The sequence below is a fragment of the uncultured Prevotella sp. genome, assembly GCF_946407605.1.
GTDB lineage: Bacteria > Bacteroidota > Bacteroidia > Bacteroidales > Bacteroidaceae > Prevotella.
In genome coordinates this window covers 41,519-60,837 of the sequence record NZ_CAMJOS010000009.1, presented here as the reverse complement: position 1 = coordinate 60,837, position 19,319 = coordinate 41,519, and the positions used below count along the sequence as shown (strand labels likewise).

Below are 19,319 nucleotides of genomic sequence, written 5' to 3'. Positions count from 1 at the left end.
AAACTTTTTCGTATCTTTGCGCCATGAAGTTGAGTATCATCGTTCCCGTCTATCGCTCCGAGGCCACCTTAGACCGTTGCCTGCAGAGCATCATACGCCAGGATATCACCGACTACGAGGTCATCTTGGTCGATGACGGCTCGCCTGATGGCTGCCCTCAGCTGTGCGACGAATGGGCTGCGAAGGATAGTCATTTCCGCGTGGTTCACAAGTCTAACGGTGGACTCAGCGACGCCCGCAATGCCGCCATCCGTGTGGCGCAGGGCGAATGGCTCACGTTTGTCGATGCCGACGATGAGGTGGCGCCAGCCTCCTATGCCGCGCTGCTGCCGCTGATGGGCCCTGACACCGACATCATCGAGTATCCCATTGTGCGCCGCCATGCTTCTGGTCGCGACGAACGGCTACAGCTGCCCTGCCGCACCTTCAGTAGTGCCCGCGATTACTGGCTGTGCACCAAGGGCTACACCCACACCTACGCCTGCAACAAGCTCTATCGCAAAGCGCTCTTCCAGCATGTTACCTTTCCTGTGGGCCGTGTGTTCGAGGATGCGTTCACCCAGCCGCTGCTGCTCCAGCAGTCACGCGCTGTCACCACCACCTCCGAGGGCTGCTATATCTATCATCTCAACCCGCAAGGCATCACCCAGCAGGCGCAGGGCCCACAACTGGCCATGCTGCTCGATGCTCACCTCACCACGCTAAGGACGTGGCCCGACGCCGAGTACTACCTGCACGTGGTCAACATCCAGATGGATGTCTATGAGCTCACGGGCCAACAGCCTGTGCTGCCCTTCCTCCGTGTAAACCCCTTCACCCGCGGCCTGTCGCTGAAACTCCGTGTAAAGGCGCTGCTGCTCAATATCCTGGGGCTGCGAGCCCTCTGTAAACTCAACAAAACCCTTCACCGATGGAACAGCAACCACTAGTCAGCTTTATCATCCCCACCTACAACCTGCCCGAGTCCCTGCTCCGCGAGTGTATCGACAGCATCATGAGTCTGTCGCTGCGTGAGTTTGAGCGTGAGATCATCGTCGTCGACGACGGCTCGAAGCGTGCCGCTATTGCATCGCTCACCGACCTTGCCGACACCATTATATATATCAGGCAGCGCAACAGCGGACTCAGCGCCGCCCGCAACCGCGGACTGCAGAACGCCTCGGGTCGCTATATCCAGTTTGTCGATGGCGACGATACGCTCGTCAGCAACCTCTACGAACACTGCCTCGACATAGCACGCTTCCAGCAGCCCGACATGGTGATGTTCGACTTCTGTCGCAAGCAGGCTAAGCAGTACTCCTACGACGACCTGCCCGCCATCAGTGGCAGCGACCTCATGCGCCATAATAATATCAGGGCCACCGCCTGCGGCTATCTGTTCAAGGCCACCACCATGGGCAACCTCAGGTTCACGCCAGGCATCTGCCACGAAGACGAGGAGTTCACACCGCTGCTCCTGCTGCGTGCCGAGTCTGTCATCCGCACCAGCGCCCCAGCCTATTTCTATCGTCAGCGCAGCGAGTCCATCACCACCAGCAAGAACCTGCGTAAGATGCTCCGTCGCCTCAACGACTTCAAGGCCGTCATCTACCGCCTCAACGACCTCTGCACGTCGGCCTTCAGCATCGAACGCTCGTCGTTCACCTCGCTCGACCGCCTCGCCCTGCAGCGCCGCGTCCACCAGCTCACCATGGACTATATCTACAACGTCATCGTCGAGACACGCAACAAGAAATACCTCGACCGCCAGCTCAACGAGCTGCGCAGCCGCAGCCTCTTTCCCCTGCCCGACAAGGACTACACCAAGAAATACACCTGGTTCCGCCGTCTCACCACCAACAAGATTGGCCTGGCCTTCCTGTTCCGCACCCTGCCCCTTATCAAGAGAGAGAGATGAAGATACTGCTACTGGGCGAATACAGCAACGTCCACGCTACACTGGCCGAAGGACTGCGCACGCTGGGCCACCACGTCACGGTGGCCTCCAATGGCGACTTCTGGAAAGACTATCCGCGCGACATCGACCTCACGCGCCACGAAGGTCCTCTGGGCGGACTGCGCCTGTCGGCCAAGGTGCTGTCGTGCCTGCCGCGCTGGCGTGGCTACGACGTGGTGCAACTCATCAACCCCATGTTCCTCGAGATGAAGGCCGAGCGCATCCTCCCCATCTTCAAATACCTGCGCCGCCACAACCGTAAGGTGGTGCTCTGCGCCATGGGCATGGACTATTACTGGGTCAGCGAGTGCACCAACTACAAGCCCCTGCGCTATAGCGACTTCAACATTGGCGACCAGCTGCGCACCGATGAGTGTGCCGTCAGAGAGCAGCGCGACTGGCTGGGCACCGCCAAGGAGACGCTCAACCGCTACATCGCCACCCATTGCGACCATATCGTCGCCGGCCTCTACGAAGACTACGTCTGCTACCAGCCCCACTTCCGCGAAAAGCTCTCCTTCATCCCCCTCCCCATCAAGATGCCTGCGAACTCCCTTCACCAAAATCCCTTCACCCTTCACCCTTCACCCTTCACCAAAATCTTCATAGGTATCAGCCGCGGCCGCAGCGCCTACAAGGGCACCGACATCATGCTCCGTGCTGCCGAAGACGTGCTCCAGGCCCACCCCGACAAGATGCAGCTCATCAAGGTTGAGGGCGTGCCCTTTGCCGAGTACCAGCGACTGATGGACGGCAGCGACGCCATCCTCGACCAGCTCTACAGCTATACCCCCTCCATGAATCCCCTGCTGGCCATGTCGAAGGGCATCATCTGTATTGGCGGTGGTGAGCCCGAAAGCTACGACATCCTCGGCGAGACCGAGCTGCGCCCCATCATCAACGTTGAGCCCACCTACGACAGCGTCCGCAATGCCCTCGAAGACCTCATCCTCCATCCAGAGCGCATCCCCGACCTCAAGCGTCAGAGCATCGACTATGTCCGCCGTCATCACGACCACCTCAAGGTCGCCCGCCAATACGAAACGCTGTACAAGCAATAACTGCCTCAATTCTCCAATTCTCATATACGTCATGATAGACCTCCAAATGGTCTATCTATGACTATATGTCCCTATTTATAGGAATAGGGACTATATCGTATATAGTCCTTATAAAGCAACTATCGGTATTTCCCGACGACTCTGCGTAAATTCAAGGCGAATTCTGCGTAAATTCAAGGCGAATTCTGCGTAAATTCAAGGCGAATTCTGTGTAAATTCAAGGCGAATTCTGCGTGCAAACTATCTCCTTGGTATGTGGCTCTGTGACTGACGTCATCTTACACTCGTTCCGACGTCATCTTCAGGTGCTTCCGATGGCATCTACGACTCGTTCCGATGATACTTTAGGGGGGTAAAGTATCATCGGAACGACTGCAAAACACCATTGGAACGGATGAAAGGAACGTCAGAAAAGACCCGAAAGTGACTGTATCTTTGCGGAGTCTACTTCGACAGAGAGCATGACATCATCCTTCAGCCATCAGCCCTCTACCATCATCCGTTAGGCGAGACGCTCACCTGTCCCTAGTGTACTTTGGTAGAGAAATCAATTTCCTTACCAAAATGTAACTTAAAGTCTTTCTGCTTCAACAAAAAAAGGAACCCACATGGCAGGACTCGCGCCCTCATACTGGGCATTGCGATGCCCTGCCATTATGGATTCCGATGCAAAGATAATCAATATTTGTTCACTAAGAGCAAACAGATGAAATATTTAAAAGATAATTAAACCTTTTCCCCCAAAGTATAGGATATCATGCAGTCAGTATAGTCAATGTTTTCATCCTCTAATTCAGAATAAGGTATGATATTTCCAATATCAGGATTCATATATACCACATCAGCATTGTTTATCTGACAGGTATATGACTCATCTTTGTTGATGAATTGAATTGCCTCATACTTCCTTAACTGCGGAACGCCCTTAATCTCCTTCACAGTCCCATCTTCATTCAGAACAAAGAACATACTGAGATTTTTAGGAGAAATCGCATCTGTATATACTTTCGTCTTACCGCTTACAATGCTCTTAAACGTATCCTTATTGACTTTAAGTTTTAGAACGTTATCATTGTCATCAGAATTCAGTTTAATGAGAGTTTCGCCTCCGCAAATATCCACAAACTTGGATTTCAAATTCTTACTCATAGTCTTATGATTTTTAGTTATACGTAATTATTGTTTTCTGTTTGCAAAGATAATCATTTTTTTGTTCAGCCAAAACGAACAAAAGAGAATTTATTTAGATAATACTGCTTTTTCTAACTCCTTTGCCATTTTGGTAAAACGTTTCCAGGTATGTTTAAATATGTCTGGATTATCCCAAACCTTTTCAAAATGACGTAGTGGTGCCATTATTAGATTCTCCCCACTAACCAACATCCCTGCTTCATGATTTCTTTTTACCCGCATGCCTATAGCAGCCGAGGTGATGTTGGCAGAACCAATGTAAGCACATTCATCATCAAAGACGAATAATTTCATATGGTTGTGCTCGTTATAACGTAACTCGAAGAGAGGATTGTCCAAAAGTTGAGGGCAGTTTTCCTTTGTGTACAGGTAGAATCCGAAAGGCTTCATGCACACCACCTGAACATGAACACCTCGCTCCACAAGTAACAGGAAGAAGTCGCATAAGCGTAGTTTTTCATCTCCGCTATCTGACTCAATAGTAACGCTAAAGTTCTTTAGATTTGCCGTTGCTATTTTCAAGCTATGTTTCACTTCTGTCATCCGTTTGAATACCTCTGAGTAATGCTCCTCATCTGCTACATAAGAAATATAGTCCTCCGTTTGAGGAACTTCTTCAATAGAGTCTGACTCATTCTTAATCAATCCTAATCCAGCCAGATCTTGTGGCATAATACGCCATCCGCTTTTGGGGGCTTTGCGAGCTGGAAGCGTACCGTTATGAATCAGGTCGTAAATTTCCTGCGTTGAAAGACCGGTTAGACGGACCGCATCTTTGGTACTTATGTATTTATTGATGGGCATCTTTTCTTATAAGTTGTCTTGTTCGTAATCTTCTTGCGTGAATGGCGGAGTTGGGTCTATGATAAGCACCTCATCGTAGGTCAGGCCGGAACACAACTGGGTCGGTTCAGGCGTGTACTTGATTTACTTATGCTTATTATTTATTACTTCTAAGATTAATCCTAAATGATATTCCACGACACCATTCCTGTACGTGATATCCTTCACCTGAACCAAGGCGCTTTCTCTAGCTTTATGATAACCGACAAAAAGACGTATTGCATCATATCGACGTAGATAGCGTTTTCCATCAGATTCATCCAGATAGGTATATTTGTTGAGTGTCGTCTGCTTCAATTCTCTATACTCTATCTTCTTTGCACCACTCAGAATATCATCAAAGTATATCTTCTTGATATTGAGTGTCAGAACCTTCATGCCTTTGGTATCGAATGTAGACTTCTCCTTTATTATTCGTTTTTCCAAACATTCTTGCTCAGGATTATAAGTGTATCCTACAATACTTCCATCCATGATTTTTTGGATAATTACATCCACAACAGGCAAAGGTACTATGAACCATTCTTGAGGTTGATGCTCTGCACCTTTATCGTCGAATACAGACACTTGGAATTGAGCTGGCTTTAATACCTGATGTATCAAGTCTTCAAACTTCTGAGAATTTACATTAACTACCTTATAGGTAGCTTGAATCTTTACTGGAGCCATCAAGTATGTGGGTTCATTCTCAGCATTTGCTATTCTTTGCTCAACACTATTTGTCGAGAATCCAATCTTATAGAGATGCTTTACGTCTTTGATAACAGGGTCTTGCGATAATGAACTAAGTACATAAATGTAGCCCGTCACTTTGTCATCTGCTGTTATATCAGAATTGCTAAAGAACTTGCCATTAACATCTTCCTGCAATTCTGTTACTGCATACCCGTCACCCACAACATTCTTTCGAAGTGTTTGTAACAGGATGTCCGACTCAGTACCATTCTCATAAATACAACGCGTTCTCGCATCTGGAAGGAAGTTACTACTTTTCTTCAGTTCCCCTATCTTTTCCAACAATAGCATTTGTCCACTTACAAAATAAAAGCGACCTTCAGCGAGTGTAGCAGTCTTGGTAATTTTGACCAACGAGCGCAGTCCTTGTTTCAACTCACGATGTACCTTCGCAAATAAGGGTTTGTAATCATCGAAGTTCTCGCAGAGTTTATGTTGGGCCACATAATCAGCTTTCTTCTTGGCAATCACCCTTCGCATATCCTGTGGAATTTCAAAAAGACTCTTTTCTTCTTCGCTAACATTCAACAATGGGTCATCAAACAATGCCTCCAATTCTTTATCTATGTCCATAATCCCTTTTCTTTTAATGTCGTTAATGATGCAAACATTAGTTTCTCTTTCAAGTTACCATTCTTTTGTGGTTCACGACCATTTTGAGCTATCCATTCCTTTATCTCAGCAATCTTCTGCATGATTCTGTCATCTGCAGTAATGGCCTTAGCAAAAGGACGTGCGCCATCCAACAAAGGATCATCAAATAGTTCAAGCAATTCTTTCTTGATGTCTCTTATAATCATACTCATGCCTCTACTCTCCTATTTCTAGTCCGCTCAATTGACGGCGTTTCTGGTTCCATATCTTTGCATAAGCCACGGCTAACTCCCTTACTCTTGGATCAGGATCATCCATTGATGGTATTTTCCCATCATGCTCAGCCACATATTCTTTCAACGGACCCTTGAACAGAATGATGGCCTGTTCTAAGGTCATATCATATTTCTGCTCTGCAATAGTATCTTGTATCAGTTTGAGCGTCTTAGCATCTACCGACTTAGATATAACTTCGTAAGCACGCTGGAAAGGATTTATCGTGTCAATCAAGTTAATACTAAGTTGGTCAATATTGATAAACCTATTGGCAATCTTTATCAGCCTGTTTCCTTCACTCTTCTCTTCACCATCGCCACTACTTGGTATCGAAGAGATTGGCTCACCTTTTTCATTAACAATATCATTGCCTTTAATGATGGTGTCGAGGAGCAAACGCTGACGCACCTCCTCAATTTCTTCGTCCGTCAACTCCGGATAACGTTCACGTATTATCTTTGGAATGATATGCTGGGTAATCGTTTCTGCTGTAGTAGAACCACTCAACGCCTTGACCATCATGTCGTCCTGCAATACAGCAGCCTTCAAATCATCAAGTTGACTTTCAACAATCGTCTTTGTCTTTTCGCTTGACAGCGGCTTCAGTCCTTCCACAACAATAGTATGCGTCAAATCGCCTTTACCGTCGTCTTCGTCCTTAATGGTTTTAAACTTCCAACTGGGTGCCATCACCTGTTCCATCAGAAGCGACGCGGTAATTGCTTTCAAAAAGTCATTTACCGCCACTTTCACTTCTGCCTGCTCGGCATCCGGCATTGCTATCAGGTTCACAAAACGAGCCGTTTCTTTTCCTTCACAGTCACGCGTACATCTTCCAATAATCTGTATCACTTCAGTCAGCGAACCACGTACACCAACCGTCAGACACATCTCACACCACTGCCAGTCAAATCCTTCCTTGGCTGTACCCAGTGCAATAATAATGTCCACATCGTCACGATGCTTGATGTTTTGCAGATATCCTTGCACCATATTGCGCTCCTTCTGGTCGTCTTCCACAAGGTCTGCTACCTTCAGCAGTCTGCCATCAGCAGTTCTTACATTATAAATACCAGTATTATAATCTTTTGATTCGACAGTACCTATCACTTTCATGATTTCGCCAGTCTCAGTATACTTACCGAGTCCCGTTGAACTACGTGCATTCACACTGGGTATGTGGATAATCGTTTTCTTCGTGGTATCGAGCACTTCACCAATACGATCCAGATACGAACCATGATAGAAGTGATAACCCAAAATCAGGTTCTTCAAATATTTGTAGCCGTTTAGTTGCTGGTAGTAATTATAGGTTACAGGGAAGAATCTTGCCTCATCTTCTGCTCTGAGCACAGGCACACCATCGCCTCTAAAATAGCTTCCTGTCATAGCAACGATATGTCCTGTGGAGTTGTTCATCACTCTGCGCACCACGTCGCCAAGATTTGAATTGGCATCAGCACTGGTATGGTGAAACTCGTCAATAGCCAACAATGTATCGTTAAAAGCTTCGTCTTCCAGTTCTTTCATGCCATTTCGCAGGGTAGCATGGGCGCAAACCAGTATCTTCGCACCATTCTGACGGAAGAATTCAATAAAACGACCTTTCTTGTCCTGCTCGTTTTTGACATCAGTCAGATTGAAATATGTTGGTACGGCCCAATTGGCAAAGAAGCCACCATTCGTCAGATTGGTATTCTTAAACGAGCGGCCAATACTCTTTTCAGGCACAGCCACCACAACTCTCTTAAGTCCCTGATTCTGCAACTTATCAAGTGCAATAAACATCAGTGCGCGGCTCTTTCCAGAGGCTGGAGGTGCCTTAATCAGAAGGAAACGTTTGTTACGATGTTCGTAGGCCATTGCCTGCATCTCGCGCATTCCTAAGGGGTTTACGGCAGTAGCCGTCCCTGTCTGTTGATACTTGATATCAACAATCGTGTTTTCAGTTTTTAGCATGTCAGAATATCTTTAGTTCAGCGCCTTTCCTCAAAAGATATTCTCTACGTTTGTCTGTCTGCGGCCAAGCTTAAGAGACGTTTCGAATTCTTAGTTTTGTAGCGCTTTGTTATTTGTCTTCTGTCAGCATCTTTGCTGTCAGTTCAAAGTCATCAATAATTGCTTGGGCCATAGGGTTCCGGTTTTCAACAATGATAGCAGCATATATCCCCTGCCCTTCTATCACAGCACTTGCCGTCTTTATTGTAAAACGTTCTGGTTCTGCAGATTCCTCAAACCATCGCAAGAACAGTCGGTTGCGTGCAGCTTCACGGCTATCACTGGTATCACACATATAAAGCAAGCCGTCTAAGTTCTCGCGGAAGAACGCATCGACAATAATAAGTGTGGTGTTCTTTACATCTGGGTCGTATGAAGCATGGAGTTTATTCTGGTTACTGATGGACAACTGATAAGTTTCGCATCCTCCAAGAGGGTCGTTCTCGATAAAACCAATGCCATAGATAACGCCCTTGGCAGTCTGAAACACATAATCGCCATCATCTGCTCGTTTGACCAGATATGGCGACCTCGTGTTAATATAGTCTAAGGAAAGATTGTTCATCACTCCTATGCTGTTGTGTACAAGTTTGTTACATCAGCATATTTCGCTTCGAACTTTTCTTCCCAAGCCTTCTTGCGATTCAGTGCGTTTTTAAAACGCTTCAGTGCTTCTTCCTTTGTCAGTTTCATAACTCACTTCTTTGCAATTACACTGCAAAGATACGGACTTTATCTGTAACTTCCAAATTTTTCTGCCGTTATTTCGCAGATGTCATCTTTTCGTAGAGCTTAAACAGACACTCCAAACGGGCTTCGTCTGAGGCAAAAGGATAACCAGGATAGCAACTCTCCACGATGTCATCCAGTTTGGCATGAGCCTCACGCAAATCCTGTGGCATCTTGTCTGGGTCATAAAGCTCTGCCAAAGTCTTCTCAGGATAATACTCACGAGTAATCAGCACTTCCTCTGCTGCTGATTCTATCTCCTGCTTCTTCTCAGCAGAGATTTTGGGGAAGGGGAAGGTGTTGTAACATAGGAAAATTGAGTAACGAAAATCGCTTCTCATCCTTCCTGCATTCTTTTTTACCCACATATTGTGCAATTTGGATGACAACAATCCAAATAAGAAAGAATCTGCATTATAGACAACTTGAGCAGAATTTGGCACTATGGTCTTATTTGGGGGAAAACCAATTGGTATATAATCTCTTCTTCCTGAAGATACAATTGGAATCAGCAACGACCATTCGCCGCACTCGAAGAACTCTCTGAACTGATGTGGACGTTTTGCTTGCTCATGTAACGTTACATCTTTGCTATGAAGTCGGTATTCCCTAACAGCATCAACACGCTCTTTAATTGGTGGAATTGATATTGCGGAAGAATAATCCTCATCAGAAATCCACAAACAGTATCGCTCAATGCTATTGATGAATTCTTCAGAACCTACCTGTAGCCTTATATATTTTGATGAGTCTGGATAGTTGTCAATCATCTGCTTCTTCTCATAAACAGACAACCTTAAATACTCTTTATCATTAGGCATATTACCTCTTCTCATTTCAGGCAAATCAGAAATTGACTTTGTCTGTTTTTGAATAGACACATATAAAGTCTCATTAGACAAACGAGGAGATATTGAATCTACTTCTTTTTTCTCATCTCCTTCATATAAGAAACATTTTTCTTTACATTTCCCTCTAATGCCTATTATTACTACAGATACGCCAGCATTATATTTTGCATTATTTGTCCAGTTAAATGTCGTATAGGCAAAGCCAATTTCCGTATTTTCTAAGACCTCATCCCAAAGGCTTAATTGTTCTCCTTGGCATATGGAGTTGGTAGATACAAAAGCAAGACGCGCTTTCGAGCCTTTAATATATTTGGAACCTAAAAAGAACCAGTTTGCAATATAATCAAATCGACGATGCGATTTAACTCTTCCAAGAACGAAATCAATGTCTGATTTATGATCTTCGGTTTGGTTCCGACTTCCCAAATACGGTGGATTACCAAAGATATAGACCTCTTCATCTGGGGTATGTGGGCATACTGTATTCCAGTCAATACGACAGGCATTGCCGCAGACGATTTGGGTAATATTCTTCAAGGGCAGGGCCTTGGTATTGACGCCAAAGTTCTCATTGAGTTTGGTGTTCATCTGGTGCTCTGCCAACCAGAGTGACAGCATCGCCACCTCGTGAGGGAAGTCGAGCAACTCAATGCCGTAAAACTGGCTCAGCGATATAACGCTGTTATCCACAAATAGGATTTCACCTTGAGGGGTACACTTCTGCTGTAATGCAAGGATATCCATTTCGAGGAATCGCAAACACTTATAGGTGATAATCAGGAAGTTGCCGCTACCACAAGCAGGGTCAAAGAACTTCATGCGACTCATGCGCTTCAACAAAGCATCACATTTTCTTATCACAGGCTTCAAGTCATCATAGAATTGTTTCACAGAGAGTGCGCCAATATTCTTCATCTGAAGTTTCTGCTCATAGAACTCATTCAGCTTGTTATATTCTCCACGCAGTTCATCCAAGAACAACGGGTTAATCACCTTCATGATGTTTGGCACACTCGTATAGTGCATTCCCTGATTGGCGCGTTCCTCAGGATTAACCACAGCCTGGATCATTGAGCCGAAAATGTCTGGGTTAATGTCCTTCCAGTCCAGTTCGCCACACTCAATGATAATCCTGCGGGCCTTAGCACCCATCTTGGGTATCTGAATATGTTTGGAGAACAGACCACCGTTCACATAGGGGAACTGCTTGATGATGCTCAGCGTTTCACGACTGCGCAACGAGACATCCATAATATTAAAGGTATGTGCCAGATAGTCTGATAGGTCCGAACCGTCCTCCTTGGTATATCGTTGGATCGAACTCGTAAAAAGGTTTTCCTCGAAGATGCCAGTATCTTCTGCAAAGAAGCAGAACAGCAGGCGGGTTATAAAAATGTTGAGGTCGTGCAGGTCATCATTACTACGGAACTCATTATAGGCTCGCAGTTCGTCATGAAGTTTGGCTAATTTCTCTGCCGCCTTGATGTCTGCAGGGCTCTCCTCCACATAGTGAACGCGCTCTACATCCATCAATGGATAGAAGAAAGCAAAGTCAGAGGGCAGTCGCTCCAGTTGGTTCTCATAAGTATCTTTTTCCCTGAGATCATAAGCTAAAATTGACTTACCATCACTTACAGCAATGATCTTAGGTGCTGCCTTGATAATCTGTGGTTCCGTCTTTAGTAGTTCCAATTGTGATGTTAAGCCAAACATACTGACGGGTTGATAGCAGAAAAGGCCCTTGATGAGCAAGCCATCAAAGGTTTTAAGTACCCCCTTACCCTCTTTGTAACGCTCAATGTCACGTTCGCTTTTGCCAAAGGAATAGAGTAATTGATAACCCACCTCAGATGGATTCACACCCTTACTGAACGAATCGGCTAATCGTTGCTCTATCTCCCTATAGCCAAGTTGCAGTTTCTTTGCCATAGTTTCATAGTTATTGAAGAAAGCGAACGGAATTTCTTCAATAACGCGACATCGGCCAAGCGCATGAAAAAACGTGGACAGTTTATACTTATCCAACGTCTCAGGCGCTTGGCCGGTGCCTTCACCAAAAGATAAGATAAACGCCCACGCTATCTGCGTGAACGTCCACTTTTATCATTTTGGTGATCGTCTATTTCGCGGCCAAGCTTAAGAGACGTTTTGAATTAAAAGCGTACGCTTCATTTGTTTTACCCTCAAAAGTCATACCACCACCCTGCACCCAGGGAGCTGCCGAAGCAAGTGTAGTTTACTACAATTGGCAGTACTTGAATGCAAAGATAGCAATTATTTTGCACAAAACAAAGAATAATGCATTTATTTTTGAATTCGCTGCTCGAAAATTTGGAAGATAACAAAAAAATAACTATCTTTGCAGCACGAAAGGAAACGATTTCCTCCCGCTGAAATGAAAGAGTAGCACCGTAATCGGGTTAGCAAATCAGTTCAGCGGTTTTTTATTTCCGCAGGTTTTGTATCTCAGCATCGAACATCGTTTGATCAATAATGGCGTATGGCTTGAACAGACCTGTGTTCTTGATTCTGCGAACACAGAGATATGCCTTTGCTCCCAGCTCTCTGCTGAAGTAAGCGAAATAGGCAGTCTCTGGATGTTTGCCTGGAATCACCTCGCGCCAGCCTTCGTATTTAGCTTTTTCAATGAAACCCCTAATGTCCTGTGCAACCTTGTTCTTGAAGGCATTGAAACGGTTGTCCTGAGTGTTTTTGCTGACAATGGTTTTCAAGTCAGATTTCGTTACCTCAACGTCCATCGTGATACCATTAGAGTGTGACAAGGGACTGTCCCCTGTCACATTAAACAAAAAATATTCCGCCAAAAGCGCTGATTTTCTCAGATTTTTGTTGTACCTTTGCCATGTCATTGATGATTTTGCTTGTCTTGATTTGCAGCACTAAAGTGCTGCGGAATTTAGGATATAAAGACATTGCTGAATGAAAAGGATATTACTGACATTCCTGGTACTGAAGTGTTCCCTCATTATTTCTGCCGGTGAGGTGGTGTGGTTCGACGGACAGCACCCGGTGACCTACAATATTCCCAAGAAGGCGGAACTCGTGGTTGGTACAGCACTGTCGATGTGGAAGGATGATATGCTGCAGGTAACAGGAATGATGCCTGTGGCATCCAAGAAGGCTGTCGTCAACTGCCAGTTGTCAAAGACTCTTCCTGCTGACGCTTTCCGCATATACACAAAGAATGGAAGCATCTTCGTAGAGGGTGGAAATGGCAGGGGAATGGCATATGGACTGCTGGAGCTCTCGCGCATGGCTGGTGTCTCGCCTTGGATATGGTGGGGTGATATAGTGCCTGAGCGTCGTGACAAGCTGGTGCTTAGCGGAGACTTTACCACAGAGCAGAGCCCGAGTGTAGCCTATAGGGGTATCTTTATCAACGATGAAGACTGGAGTATCCGTCCTTGGAGCTGCAATACATTCGAGCCAAACTCCAATGGGGAGATAGGTCCCCGCACTTATCGCAAGATATTCGAGTTGTTGCTGCGCCTGCGTGCCAATGCCATCTGGCCTGCTATGCACGAGGGTACAAAGGCATTCTTCCTTACACCAGGCAACAAGGCTGTTGCTGACTCGTGCGGCATCGTCATAGGAACCTCGCACTGTGAACCGCTTTTGCGCAACAATGTAGGCGAGTGGAATGTATCCGAACGAGGACGCTTCAACTATCGCACCAATCGCGAGGCAGTACAACAGTATTGGATTGAGCGCCTTAAAGAAGTAAAGACATCCGGTAATAACATATTTACTATTGGCATGCGTGGTATTCACGACAGTTCGATGGAGGGCTATGCCACTGAACAGGAGAAGTTCGAGGCCCTGCAGCAGGTTATCGACGACCAGCAGCAGCTCATAGTGAAGTACGTCGGAGCACCCGAAAAGCAGATGCAGATGTTTGTGCCGTATAAAGAGGTGCTGCAGTTGTATGAGAAGGGCCTCAAGGTGCCGGACTATGTCACCCTGATGTGGTGCGATGACAACTATGGGTATATCACCCGTCTCTCTGATGCCCGCGAGCAGCAGCGCAGCGGAGGTGCGGGAGTGTATTATCACCTCTCTTATTGGGGGCGTCCTCACGATTATCTCTGGCTCACGACTACACAGCCCGGACTTGTCTACAATGAGATGCGTCAGGCGTATGACCACAATGCCCGAAGGCTTTGGATTGCCAATGTCCACGATCCGAAAGTGGCAGCCTACGACCTGGAACTCTTCCTCGACATGGCTTGGAACATCAACGCTGTCAGCAGTTCTTCGCTTGGACAGCATCTCCGCTCCTGGCTCTGTCGTCAGTTCGGTAGTGAGGCGGGCGAGCGGCTCTATCCTGCTATGTTCCAGTTCTATCGTCTCTGTGGCGAGCGTCGTCCGGAGTTTATGGGATTCACACAGGTGGAGCTCGACAAGAAAAAATATCATCGTGGCCTCTCCACAGTTGGCGATGTGCAATTCTCCCGTCAGGAGGCTGCAAGTCGTCTGGCCGACTTCGAGTGCATCAAGGCTCGCATCATCGAGGCTAAAGCCTATGTGCGTCCAGAACTGTATGATGCCTTCTTCGCAGCCATCCAGTATCCCGTGTGGGCTGCATCTGCTATGAGCACCAAGATTCTCACAGACTCCGCAGAGAGCCGCCGGGCATACGATGAGATCCAGTCGCTCACTCGTCAGTATAATGAGATGCGTGGAGGCAAATGGCGCTGTCTGATGGATGCAACCCCACGAAAGCTGCCTGTTTTTGAAGATGTCCGTGGGCGTCTGAGAGAAGAGGTTAAGACTGTTGACGTAAGAGTGGTGCCGGTATCGGGAAATGCGGATGTCATACAGATGCTCGGTCACTCCATGAATGCCATCTCACTGCCCAAGGGCAGGAGCATGACCTACAAGGCGGATATCGACGTGGAGGGCGACTACACCGTGACAACAGCCCTCATACCGACACATCCTCTTGACAGCGGTGACTTGCGATTTAGTGTCAGCATCGATGGTGGTGAACCGGTTGTATATTCGTTGAAGGAACCCTTCCGTTCAGAACGATGGAAAGACAATGTACTTCGCGCTCAGGCTATACGTGACACAAAGGTTCATCTGCAGAAAGGGAGTCACTCTATTACAGTCCATGCTCTCGACAATCATGTGGTTCTCGACGAGCTGACTGTTAAAAGCATACAAAATTGATTACTTTTAAAATAAAATCGCTATCAACCGAAATTAGGAAAAGACACAATCCCCTACCCGTCCGCTTCACTAGAACAGAACGAAGGCACCGACTCAGAGATGAGTTGGTGTCTTTGATGTTCAAAAAAAGTAGGCTCGCTTCACAGCGAACCTGCCCGTATCAATTAAAGTAGAAAAGAATATTAAAAGAGGGGGAGGATAGCCTGTGCTACCCTCCCCTTTCTTTTGCTGTGGTTCTTACCTCAAGTCTATTTCTTCAATTGTTTCAAGTGTTGAATTATCACTAAGATCGGCATAGCCTCTAATGTAATAACGCTTACCTGGCCTTAGATCGATTTTGCGAGTAAAGGAGACTTCTCTTGTAGTAAACTTGTCGTTGTTCAAAGGCGGTTTAGTTTCGCTATGAGTTATGCCAAGGCGTGATACATCGTCAGCATTAACGTTGTGAACCTTCACCGTGACCTCTAATTTATATTTATCTAAAGATGATAGGTATGTTGGATTTCCCCAAGACAATGAAATGTTGGCGTCACCAGTTTGTGAACCATTAGAAGTCCCTTGACCACTTTTCTTGAGAGTAAGATCATCTGACCAGTACTCGACATGCTTTCCTTCAAAGAATTCGGATTCAACCTTCATTTCGCCAGCTTCCACAGAACCGCTTATGATATCCCAATAGAGTTCGGAGTCAAATTTCTCTGACGACATCAACACACGCTTGCCTCCACCATAATTCCAATGGTAGATGGAAGCAGTCATACTGGCATTTATTGCTGGAACCTTCATAGTAATAGTTCCTGTCTTGTCGGCATTAAAACGCGCAGAAACTGTGATGGGATAGTTATCATACGTAGTACCACTGCCGCTCCATGTTCCCACAAGAGCTTCGTCATAATTAATGACTTGGGGTTCTTCTGGTGGCGTTTCAGATTCTTTTTCGTCGTCGCCACACGAGACAAACGATAACGACATCACTACTGCCATAACAGCAGACATCATCGCAAAGATTTTTTTATTCATAATAGTATTGTTTTGATTAGTAATTCATATTTCTTTGTGTTAGTCTATCGTTTGCAAAGATACAAAAAGTTTTGAAAAACCAAATAAAAAGAAGAAAAACATGGAAGTATCTGCGTATTTATTTTGCAGTTTAGGTATTATTTGCTATCTTTGCGCTATAAATTAAAACCAATAACAAAATGACCTATACTTATAATTATCCTAGACCGGCAGTTACGGCTGACTGTGTGGTAATAACGAAGGAGGCAGAACCCAAGGTGCTGCTTATCCAGAGAGGAAACGAACCGTTCAAAGGCGCATGGGCTTTTCCTGGCGGATTTATGAATATGGACGAGACCACAGAACATTGTGCCATCCGTGAACTGTTTGAAGAAACTGGGCTTCAGGTATTTAATATTCAGCAGATAGGCACATACTCCAACGTGAACCGCGATCCACGAGGTCGCACCATCACGGTGGCGTATCTCGCCGTCATCGATAAGCCTGTTGCAGTACGTGGGCAGGATGATGCGGCAAAGGCTGCATGGTGGCCTCTATCTGAGTTGCCTGCACTAGAACTGGCTTTTGACCATGCAACAATCATGCATGACGCCATAAAACGATTACAGAGGATATATACGTATCAGAAACGTACGACTCCGGAGTGTATCACAGTGCTCCAGCCAAACGAGATATTCGTGTTTGGCAGCAACCTTCGTGGGATGCATGGGGGCGGTGCAGCTTATATTGCCCATCGCTATTTCGGCGCTATCATGGGACAGGGCGTGGGACTGCAGGGGCAGAGCTATGCCATCCCCACGATGCAGGGCGGCGTAGAGACCATCAAGCCCTACGTAGACGAGTTCATCGCCTTTGCCAAGCAGCACCCTACCCTTATCTTCCTGGTCACCCGCATCGGCTGTGGTATCGCCGGCTTCGCTGATGAGGAAATAGCACCTTTATTCCAAGCTGCACATTACGTAGATAATATCGTGCTGCCGCCGAGGTGGTAAGCGAGCATAGCTCGAGCGGGTATTTTGCTCGTTTATTCGTACTTTGACCGATGGTCTTAGGTAGGATGCACCTCGGAAATAAAAATAAATAAAGATTTATTTTGTATTTCGCTCGTTTATTCGTATCTTTGCAGCATAAACCCCAAAACTAAGAAAAAGAATATGACTGCAAAACAAACCATTGAGGCTGGAAAAGCCATTCTGGGAATCGAATTCGGTTCCACACGTATCAAGGCCGTACTCATCGACCAGGACAACAAACCCATTGCTCAGGGAAGCCACGAGTGGGAGAACCAGCTGGTGGACGGACTGTGGACATACTCGATAGAGGCTATCTGGTATGGTCTGCAGGACTGCTACGCCGAACTGCGCAAGGACGTGCTGAAGCAGTACGACTGCGAGATTGAGTCGCTGGCTGCCATCGGCTTCAGCGCCATGATGCACGGCTATATGGCCTTCAACGAGAAACAAGAGATTCTGGTGCCCTTCCGCACTTGGCGTAACACCAACACGGGCAAGGCTGCAGCAGAGCTGAGCAAGCTGTTCAACTATAACATCCCCCTGCGATGGAGCATCTCGCACCTCTACGAGTGCATCCTGGAGAACAACGAGCACGTGAAGGACATCAAGTACCTGACGACGCTGGCTGGCTATGTGCACTGGCAGGTGACTGGCGAGTTTGTGCTGGGCGTGGGCGATGCCTCGGGTATGATTCCCGTTGACCCCGCCACGAAGACCTACGACGCCACGATGGTGGAGAAGTTCGACAAGCTGATTGAGCCTAAGGGCTATAGTTGGAAGTTGCTCGACATCCTGCCCAAGTCGCTGAACGCAGGTGAGAATGCCGGTTTCCTGACTCCTGATGGTGCCAAGAAACTCGACGTGAGCGGTCACCTGAAGCCCGGCATCCCCGTCTGTCCTCCCGAGGGCGACGCTGGCACGGGTATGGTAGCCACCAACGCCGTGAAGCAGCGCACGGGTAATGTGAGCGCAGGTACCTCTTCGTTCTCGATGATTGTGCTGGAGAAGCCGCTGAGCAAGCCTTACGAGATGATTGATATGGTGACCACGCCCGATGGTTCGCTTGTGGCCATGGTACACTGCAACAACTGCACCAGCGACATCAACGCCTGGGTTGGCCTCTTCAAGGAATATCAGCAGCTGCTGGGCATCAAGGTCGACATGAACGAAATCTACGGCAAACTCTTCAACAAAGCCCTGGAGGGCGATACCGACTGCGGCGGTCTGATGGCCTACAACTATGTGTCTGGCGAGCCTGTCACTGGCCTGGCTGAAGGTCGTCCAATGTTCGTTCGCTCTGCCAACGACAAGTTCAACCTGGCCAACTTCATGCGTGCCCACCTCTATGGTGCCATTGGTGTGCTGAAGATAGGCAACGACATCCTGTTCAAGGACGAGATGATTCGCGTGGACCGTATCACGGGCCATGGCGGCTACTTCAAGACTGCCGGTGTGGGGCAGCGCATGCTGGCTGCTGCCCTAAACAGCCCCATCAGCGTGATGGAGACTGCTGGCGAAGGTGGTGCATGGGGTATTGCCCTGCTGGCCGGATACCTGATTAACAAGAACGGCAAGACGCTGGCCGACTATCTGGAGGATGTGGTGTTTGCTGGCAACACTGGCGTGAGCATCGCACCAACAGCCGAGGATGTGGCTGGATTTGAGAAGTATATTGAGAACTACAAGAAGTGCCTACCCATTGAGCAGGCTGCTGTAGATAACAAATAAGCCGATATACTCAATTCGCAACAAACGAGCACCGCAAGCCTCGATACAGGGCCTGCGGTGCTTATTTTTATATTATAAGGTACGCGCGAGGAAGAGGGACAGACACAAAGAAAAATCCCAGCCACTGGAAAGTGACTGGGATTCGCGTTGT

The 19,319-nt window shown here is 47.0% G+C and carries 16 protein-coding genes and 1 pseudogene; 7 read left to right on the top strand and 10 right to left on the bottom strand.

The window, feature by feature from the left end:
- The first annotated feature begins 23 nt into the window (after positions 1-23).
- From Q0R57_RS05920 to Q0R57_RS05910, 3 genes are read left to right on the top strand one after another with little or no spacing between them, the layout of a single operon-like run.
- A complete protein-coding gene (locus Q0R57_RS05920) occupies positions 24-929 on the top strand; it encodes a glycosyltransferase family 2 protein (RefSeq protein ID WP_294744623.1) in 906 nt (301 codons plus the stop codon).
- Positions 911-1,897: a glycosyltransferase gene (locus tag Q0R57_RS05915; protein WP_294744621.1), complete on the top strand. Its 987-nt coding sequence runs from the start codon at positions 911-913 to the stop codon at positions 1,895-1,897. The genes Q0R57_RS05920 and Q0R57_RS05915 overlap by 19 nt, the downstream gene beginning before the upstream one ends.
- Entirely contained in the window at positions 1,894-2,997 is a 1,104-nt protein-coding gene (locus Q0R57_RS05910) for a glycosyltransferase family 1 protein (protein ID WP_294744620.1), read from the top strand. Before Q0R57_RS05915 ends, Q0R57_RS05910 begins: the two co-directional genes overlap by 4 nt.
- 726 nt (positions 2,998-3,723) lie before the next feature.
- Here Q0R57_RS05910 and Q0R57_RS05905 read toward each other — a convergent pair.
- The 9 genes from Q0R57_RS05905 to Q0R57_RS05865 all read right to left on the bottom strand — a co-directional run bounded on the left by Q0R57_RS05905 (position 3,724) and on the right by Q0R57_RS05865 (position 13,039).
- Complete coding sequence (locus Q0R57_RS05905; protein ID WP_294744617.1) at positions 3,724-4,146, bottom strand: hypothetical protein; 423 nt, start codon at positions 4,144-4,146, stop codon at positions 3,724-3,726.
- A gap of 90 nt (positions 4,147-4,236) precedes the next feature.
- Positions 4,237-4,992 (bottom strand): phospholipase D-like domain-containing protein, encoded by a 756-nt coding sequence (locus Q0R57_RS05900; protein ID WP_294744615.1) that lies wholly within the window; start codon positions 4,990-4,992, stop codon positions 4,237-4,239.
- A gap of 123 nt (positions 4,993-5,115) precedes the next feature.
- Positions 5,116-6,339 (bottom strand): GIY-YIG nuclease family protein, encoded by a 1,224-nt coding sequence (locus Q0R57_RS05895; RefSeq protein WP_294744614.1) that lies wholly within the window; start codon positions 6,337-6,339, stop codon positions 5,116-5,118.
- Positions 6,330-6,566, bottom strand: a complete 237-nt coding sequence (locus Q0R57_RS05890; RefSeq protein ID WP_294744612.1) for a hypothetical protein — start codon at positions 6,564-6,566, stop codon at positions 6,330-6,332. The genes Q0R57_RS05895 and Q0R57_RS05890 overlap by 10 nt, the downstream gene beginning before the upstream one ends.
- Positions 6,567-6,576: 10 nt before the next feature.
- Complete coding sequence (locus Q0R57_RS05885; protein WP_294744610.1) at positions 6,577-8,595, bottom strand: DEAD/DEAH box helicase family protein; 2,019 nt, start codon at positions 8,593-8,595, stop codon at positions 6,577-6,579.
- 109 nt (positions 8,596-8,704) lie between these two features.
- Complete coding sequence (locus Q0R57_RS05880) at positions 8,705-9,199, bottom strand: DUF6169 family protein (RefSeq protein WP_294744689.1); 495 nt, start codon at positions 9,197-9,199, stop codon at positions 8,705-8,707.
- 5 nt (positions 9,200-9,204) lie between these two features.
- Positions 9,205-9,327, bottom strand: a complete 123-nt coding sequence (locus Q0R57_RS05875) for a hypothetical protein (protein WP_294744607.1) — start codon at positions 9,325-9,327, stop codon at positions 9,205-9,207.
- 68 nt (positions 9,328-9,395) lie between these two features.
- Positions 9,396-12,143: a DNA methyltransferase gene (locus Q0R57_RS05870; protein WP_294744605.1), complete on the bottom strand. Its 2,748-nt coding sequence runs from the start codon at positions 12,141-12,143 to the stop codon at positions 9,396-9,398.
- Between the two features lie 515 nt (positions 12,144-12,658).
- Positions 12,659-13,039, bottom strand: a complete 381-nt coding sequence (locus tag Q0R57_RS05865; RefSeq protein WP_294744603.1) for a hypothetical protein — start codon at positions 13,037-13,039, stop codon at positions 12,659-12,661.
- Between the two features lie 115 nt (positions 13,040-13,154).
- On the opposite strand from Q0R57_RS05865, the gene Q0R57_RS05860 reads away from it, so the two are divergent.
- On the top strand, positions 13,155-15,407 hold the full coding sequence (locus tag Q0R57_RS05860; protein ID WP_294744601.1) for a glycosyl hydrolase 115 family protein: 2,253 nt from the start codon (positions 13,155-13,157) through the stop codon (positions 15,405-15,407).
- A gap of 237 nt (positions 15,408-15,644) precedes the next feature.
- Here Q0R57_RS05860 and Q0R57_RS05855 read toward each other — a convergent pair whose 3' ends face one another.
- Positions 15,645-16,427, bottom strand: coding sequence for a hypothetical protein (locus tag Q0R57_RS05855; protein ID WP_294744598.1), 783 nt, complete (start codon positions 16,425-16,427; stop codon positions 15,645-15,647).
- A 179-nt stretch (positions 16,428-16,606) separates the two neighbouring features.
- Between Q0R57_RS05855 and Q0R57_RS05850 the strand changes: the two are divergent.
- From Q0R57_RS05850 to Q0R57_RS05840, 3 genes and pseudogenes are all read left to right on the top strand, one after another.
- Positions 16,607-17,002, top strand: a pseudogene (locus tag Q0R57_RS05850) (NUDIX hydrolase); the annotation flags it as partial.
- Between the two features lie 6 nt (positions 17,003-17,008).
- Positions 17,009-17,419 (top strand): hypothetical protein, encoded by a 411-nt coding sequence (locus tag Q0R57_RS05845; RefSeq protein WP_294744686.1) that lies wholly within the window; start codon positions 17,009-17,011, stop codon positions 17,417-17,419.
- A gap of 162 nt (positions 17,420-17,581) precedes the next feature.
- Positions 17,582-19,168 carry an FGGY-family carbohydrate kinase gene (locus Q0R57_RS05840; protein ID WP_294744596.1) on the top strand — a complete coding sequence of 529 codons (1,587 nt, stop codon included), beginning with the start codon at positions 17,582-17,584 and terminating at the stop codon, positions 19,166-19,168.
- Positions 19,169-19,319: the final 151 nt, after the last annotated feature.

What these genes read in the sequence shown, in the direction of transcription:
- Q0R57_RS05890 (WP_294744612.1), bottom strand. Translation starts at nt 6,566, where the DNA reads ATGATTATAAGAGACATCAAGAAAGAATTGCTTGAACTATTTGATGAT.
- Q0R57_RS05870 (WP_294744605.1), bottom strand. Translation starts at nt 12,143, where the DNA reads ATGGCAAAGAAACTGCAACTTGGCTATAGGGAGATAGAGCAACGATTA.
- Q0R57_RS05895 (WP_294744614.1), bottom strand. Translation starts at nt 6,339, where the DNA reads ATGGACATAGATAAAGAATTGGAGGCATTGTTTGATGACCCATTGTTG.
- Q0R57_RS05905 (WP_294744617.1), bottom strand. Translation starts at nt 4,146, where the DNA reads ATGAGTAAGAATTTGAAATCCAAGTTTGTGGATATTTGCGGAGGCGAA.
- Q0R57_RS05845 (WP_294744686.1), top strand. Translation starts at nt 17,009, where the DNA reads ATGCATGACGCCATAAAACGATTACAGAGGATATATACGTATCAGAAA.
- Q0R57_RS05910 (WP_294744620.1), top strand. Translation starts at nt 1,894, where the DNA reads ATGAAGATACTGCTACTGGGCGAATACAGCAACGTCCACGCTACACTG.
- Q0R57_RS05920 (WP_294744623.1), top strand. Translation starts at nt 24, where the DNA reads ATGAAGTTGAGTATCATCGTTCCCGTCTATCGCTCCGAGGCCACCTTA.
- Q0R57_RS05855 (WP_294744598.1), bottom strand. Translation starts at nt 16,427, where the DNA reads ATGAATAAAAAAATCTTTGCGATGATGTCTGCTGTTATGGCAGTAGTG.
- Q0R57_RS05900 (WP_294744615.1), bottom strand. Translation starts at nt 4,992, where the DNA reads ATGCCCATCAATAAATACATAAGTACCAAAGATGCGGTCCGTCTAACC.
- Q0R57_RS05880 (WP_294744689.1), bottom strand. Translation starts at nt 9,199, where the DNA reads ATGAACAATCTTTCCTTAGACTATATTAACACGAGGTCGCCATATCTG.
- Q0R57_RS05885 (WP_294744610.1), bottom strand. Translation starts at nt 8,595, where the DNA reads ATGCTAAAAACTGAAAACACGATTGTTGATATCAAGTATCAACAGACA.
- Q0R57_RS05875 (WP_294744607.1), bottom strand. Translation starts at nt 9,327, where the DNA reads ATGAAACTGACAAAGGAAGAAGCACTGAAGCGTTTTAAAAACGCACTG.
- Q0R57_RS05840 (WP_294744596.1), top strand. Translation starts at nt 17,582, where the DNA reads ATGACTGCAAAACAAACCATTGAGGCTGGAAAAGCCATTCTGGGAATC.
- Q0R57_RS05915 (WP_294744621.1), top strand. Translation starts at nt 911, where the DNA reads ATGGAACAGCAACCACTAGTCAGCTTTATCATCCCCACCTACAACCTG.
- Q0R57_RS05860 (WP_294744601.1), top strand. Translation starts at nt 13,155, where the DNA reads ATGAAAAGGATATTACTGACATTCCTGGTACTGAAGTGTTCCCTCATT.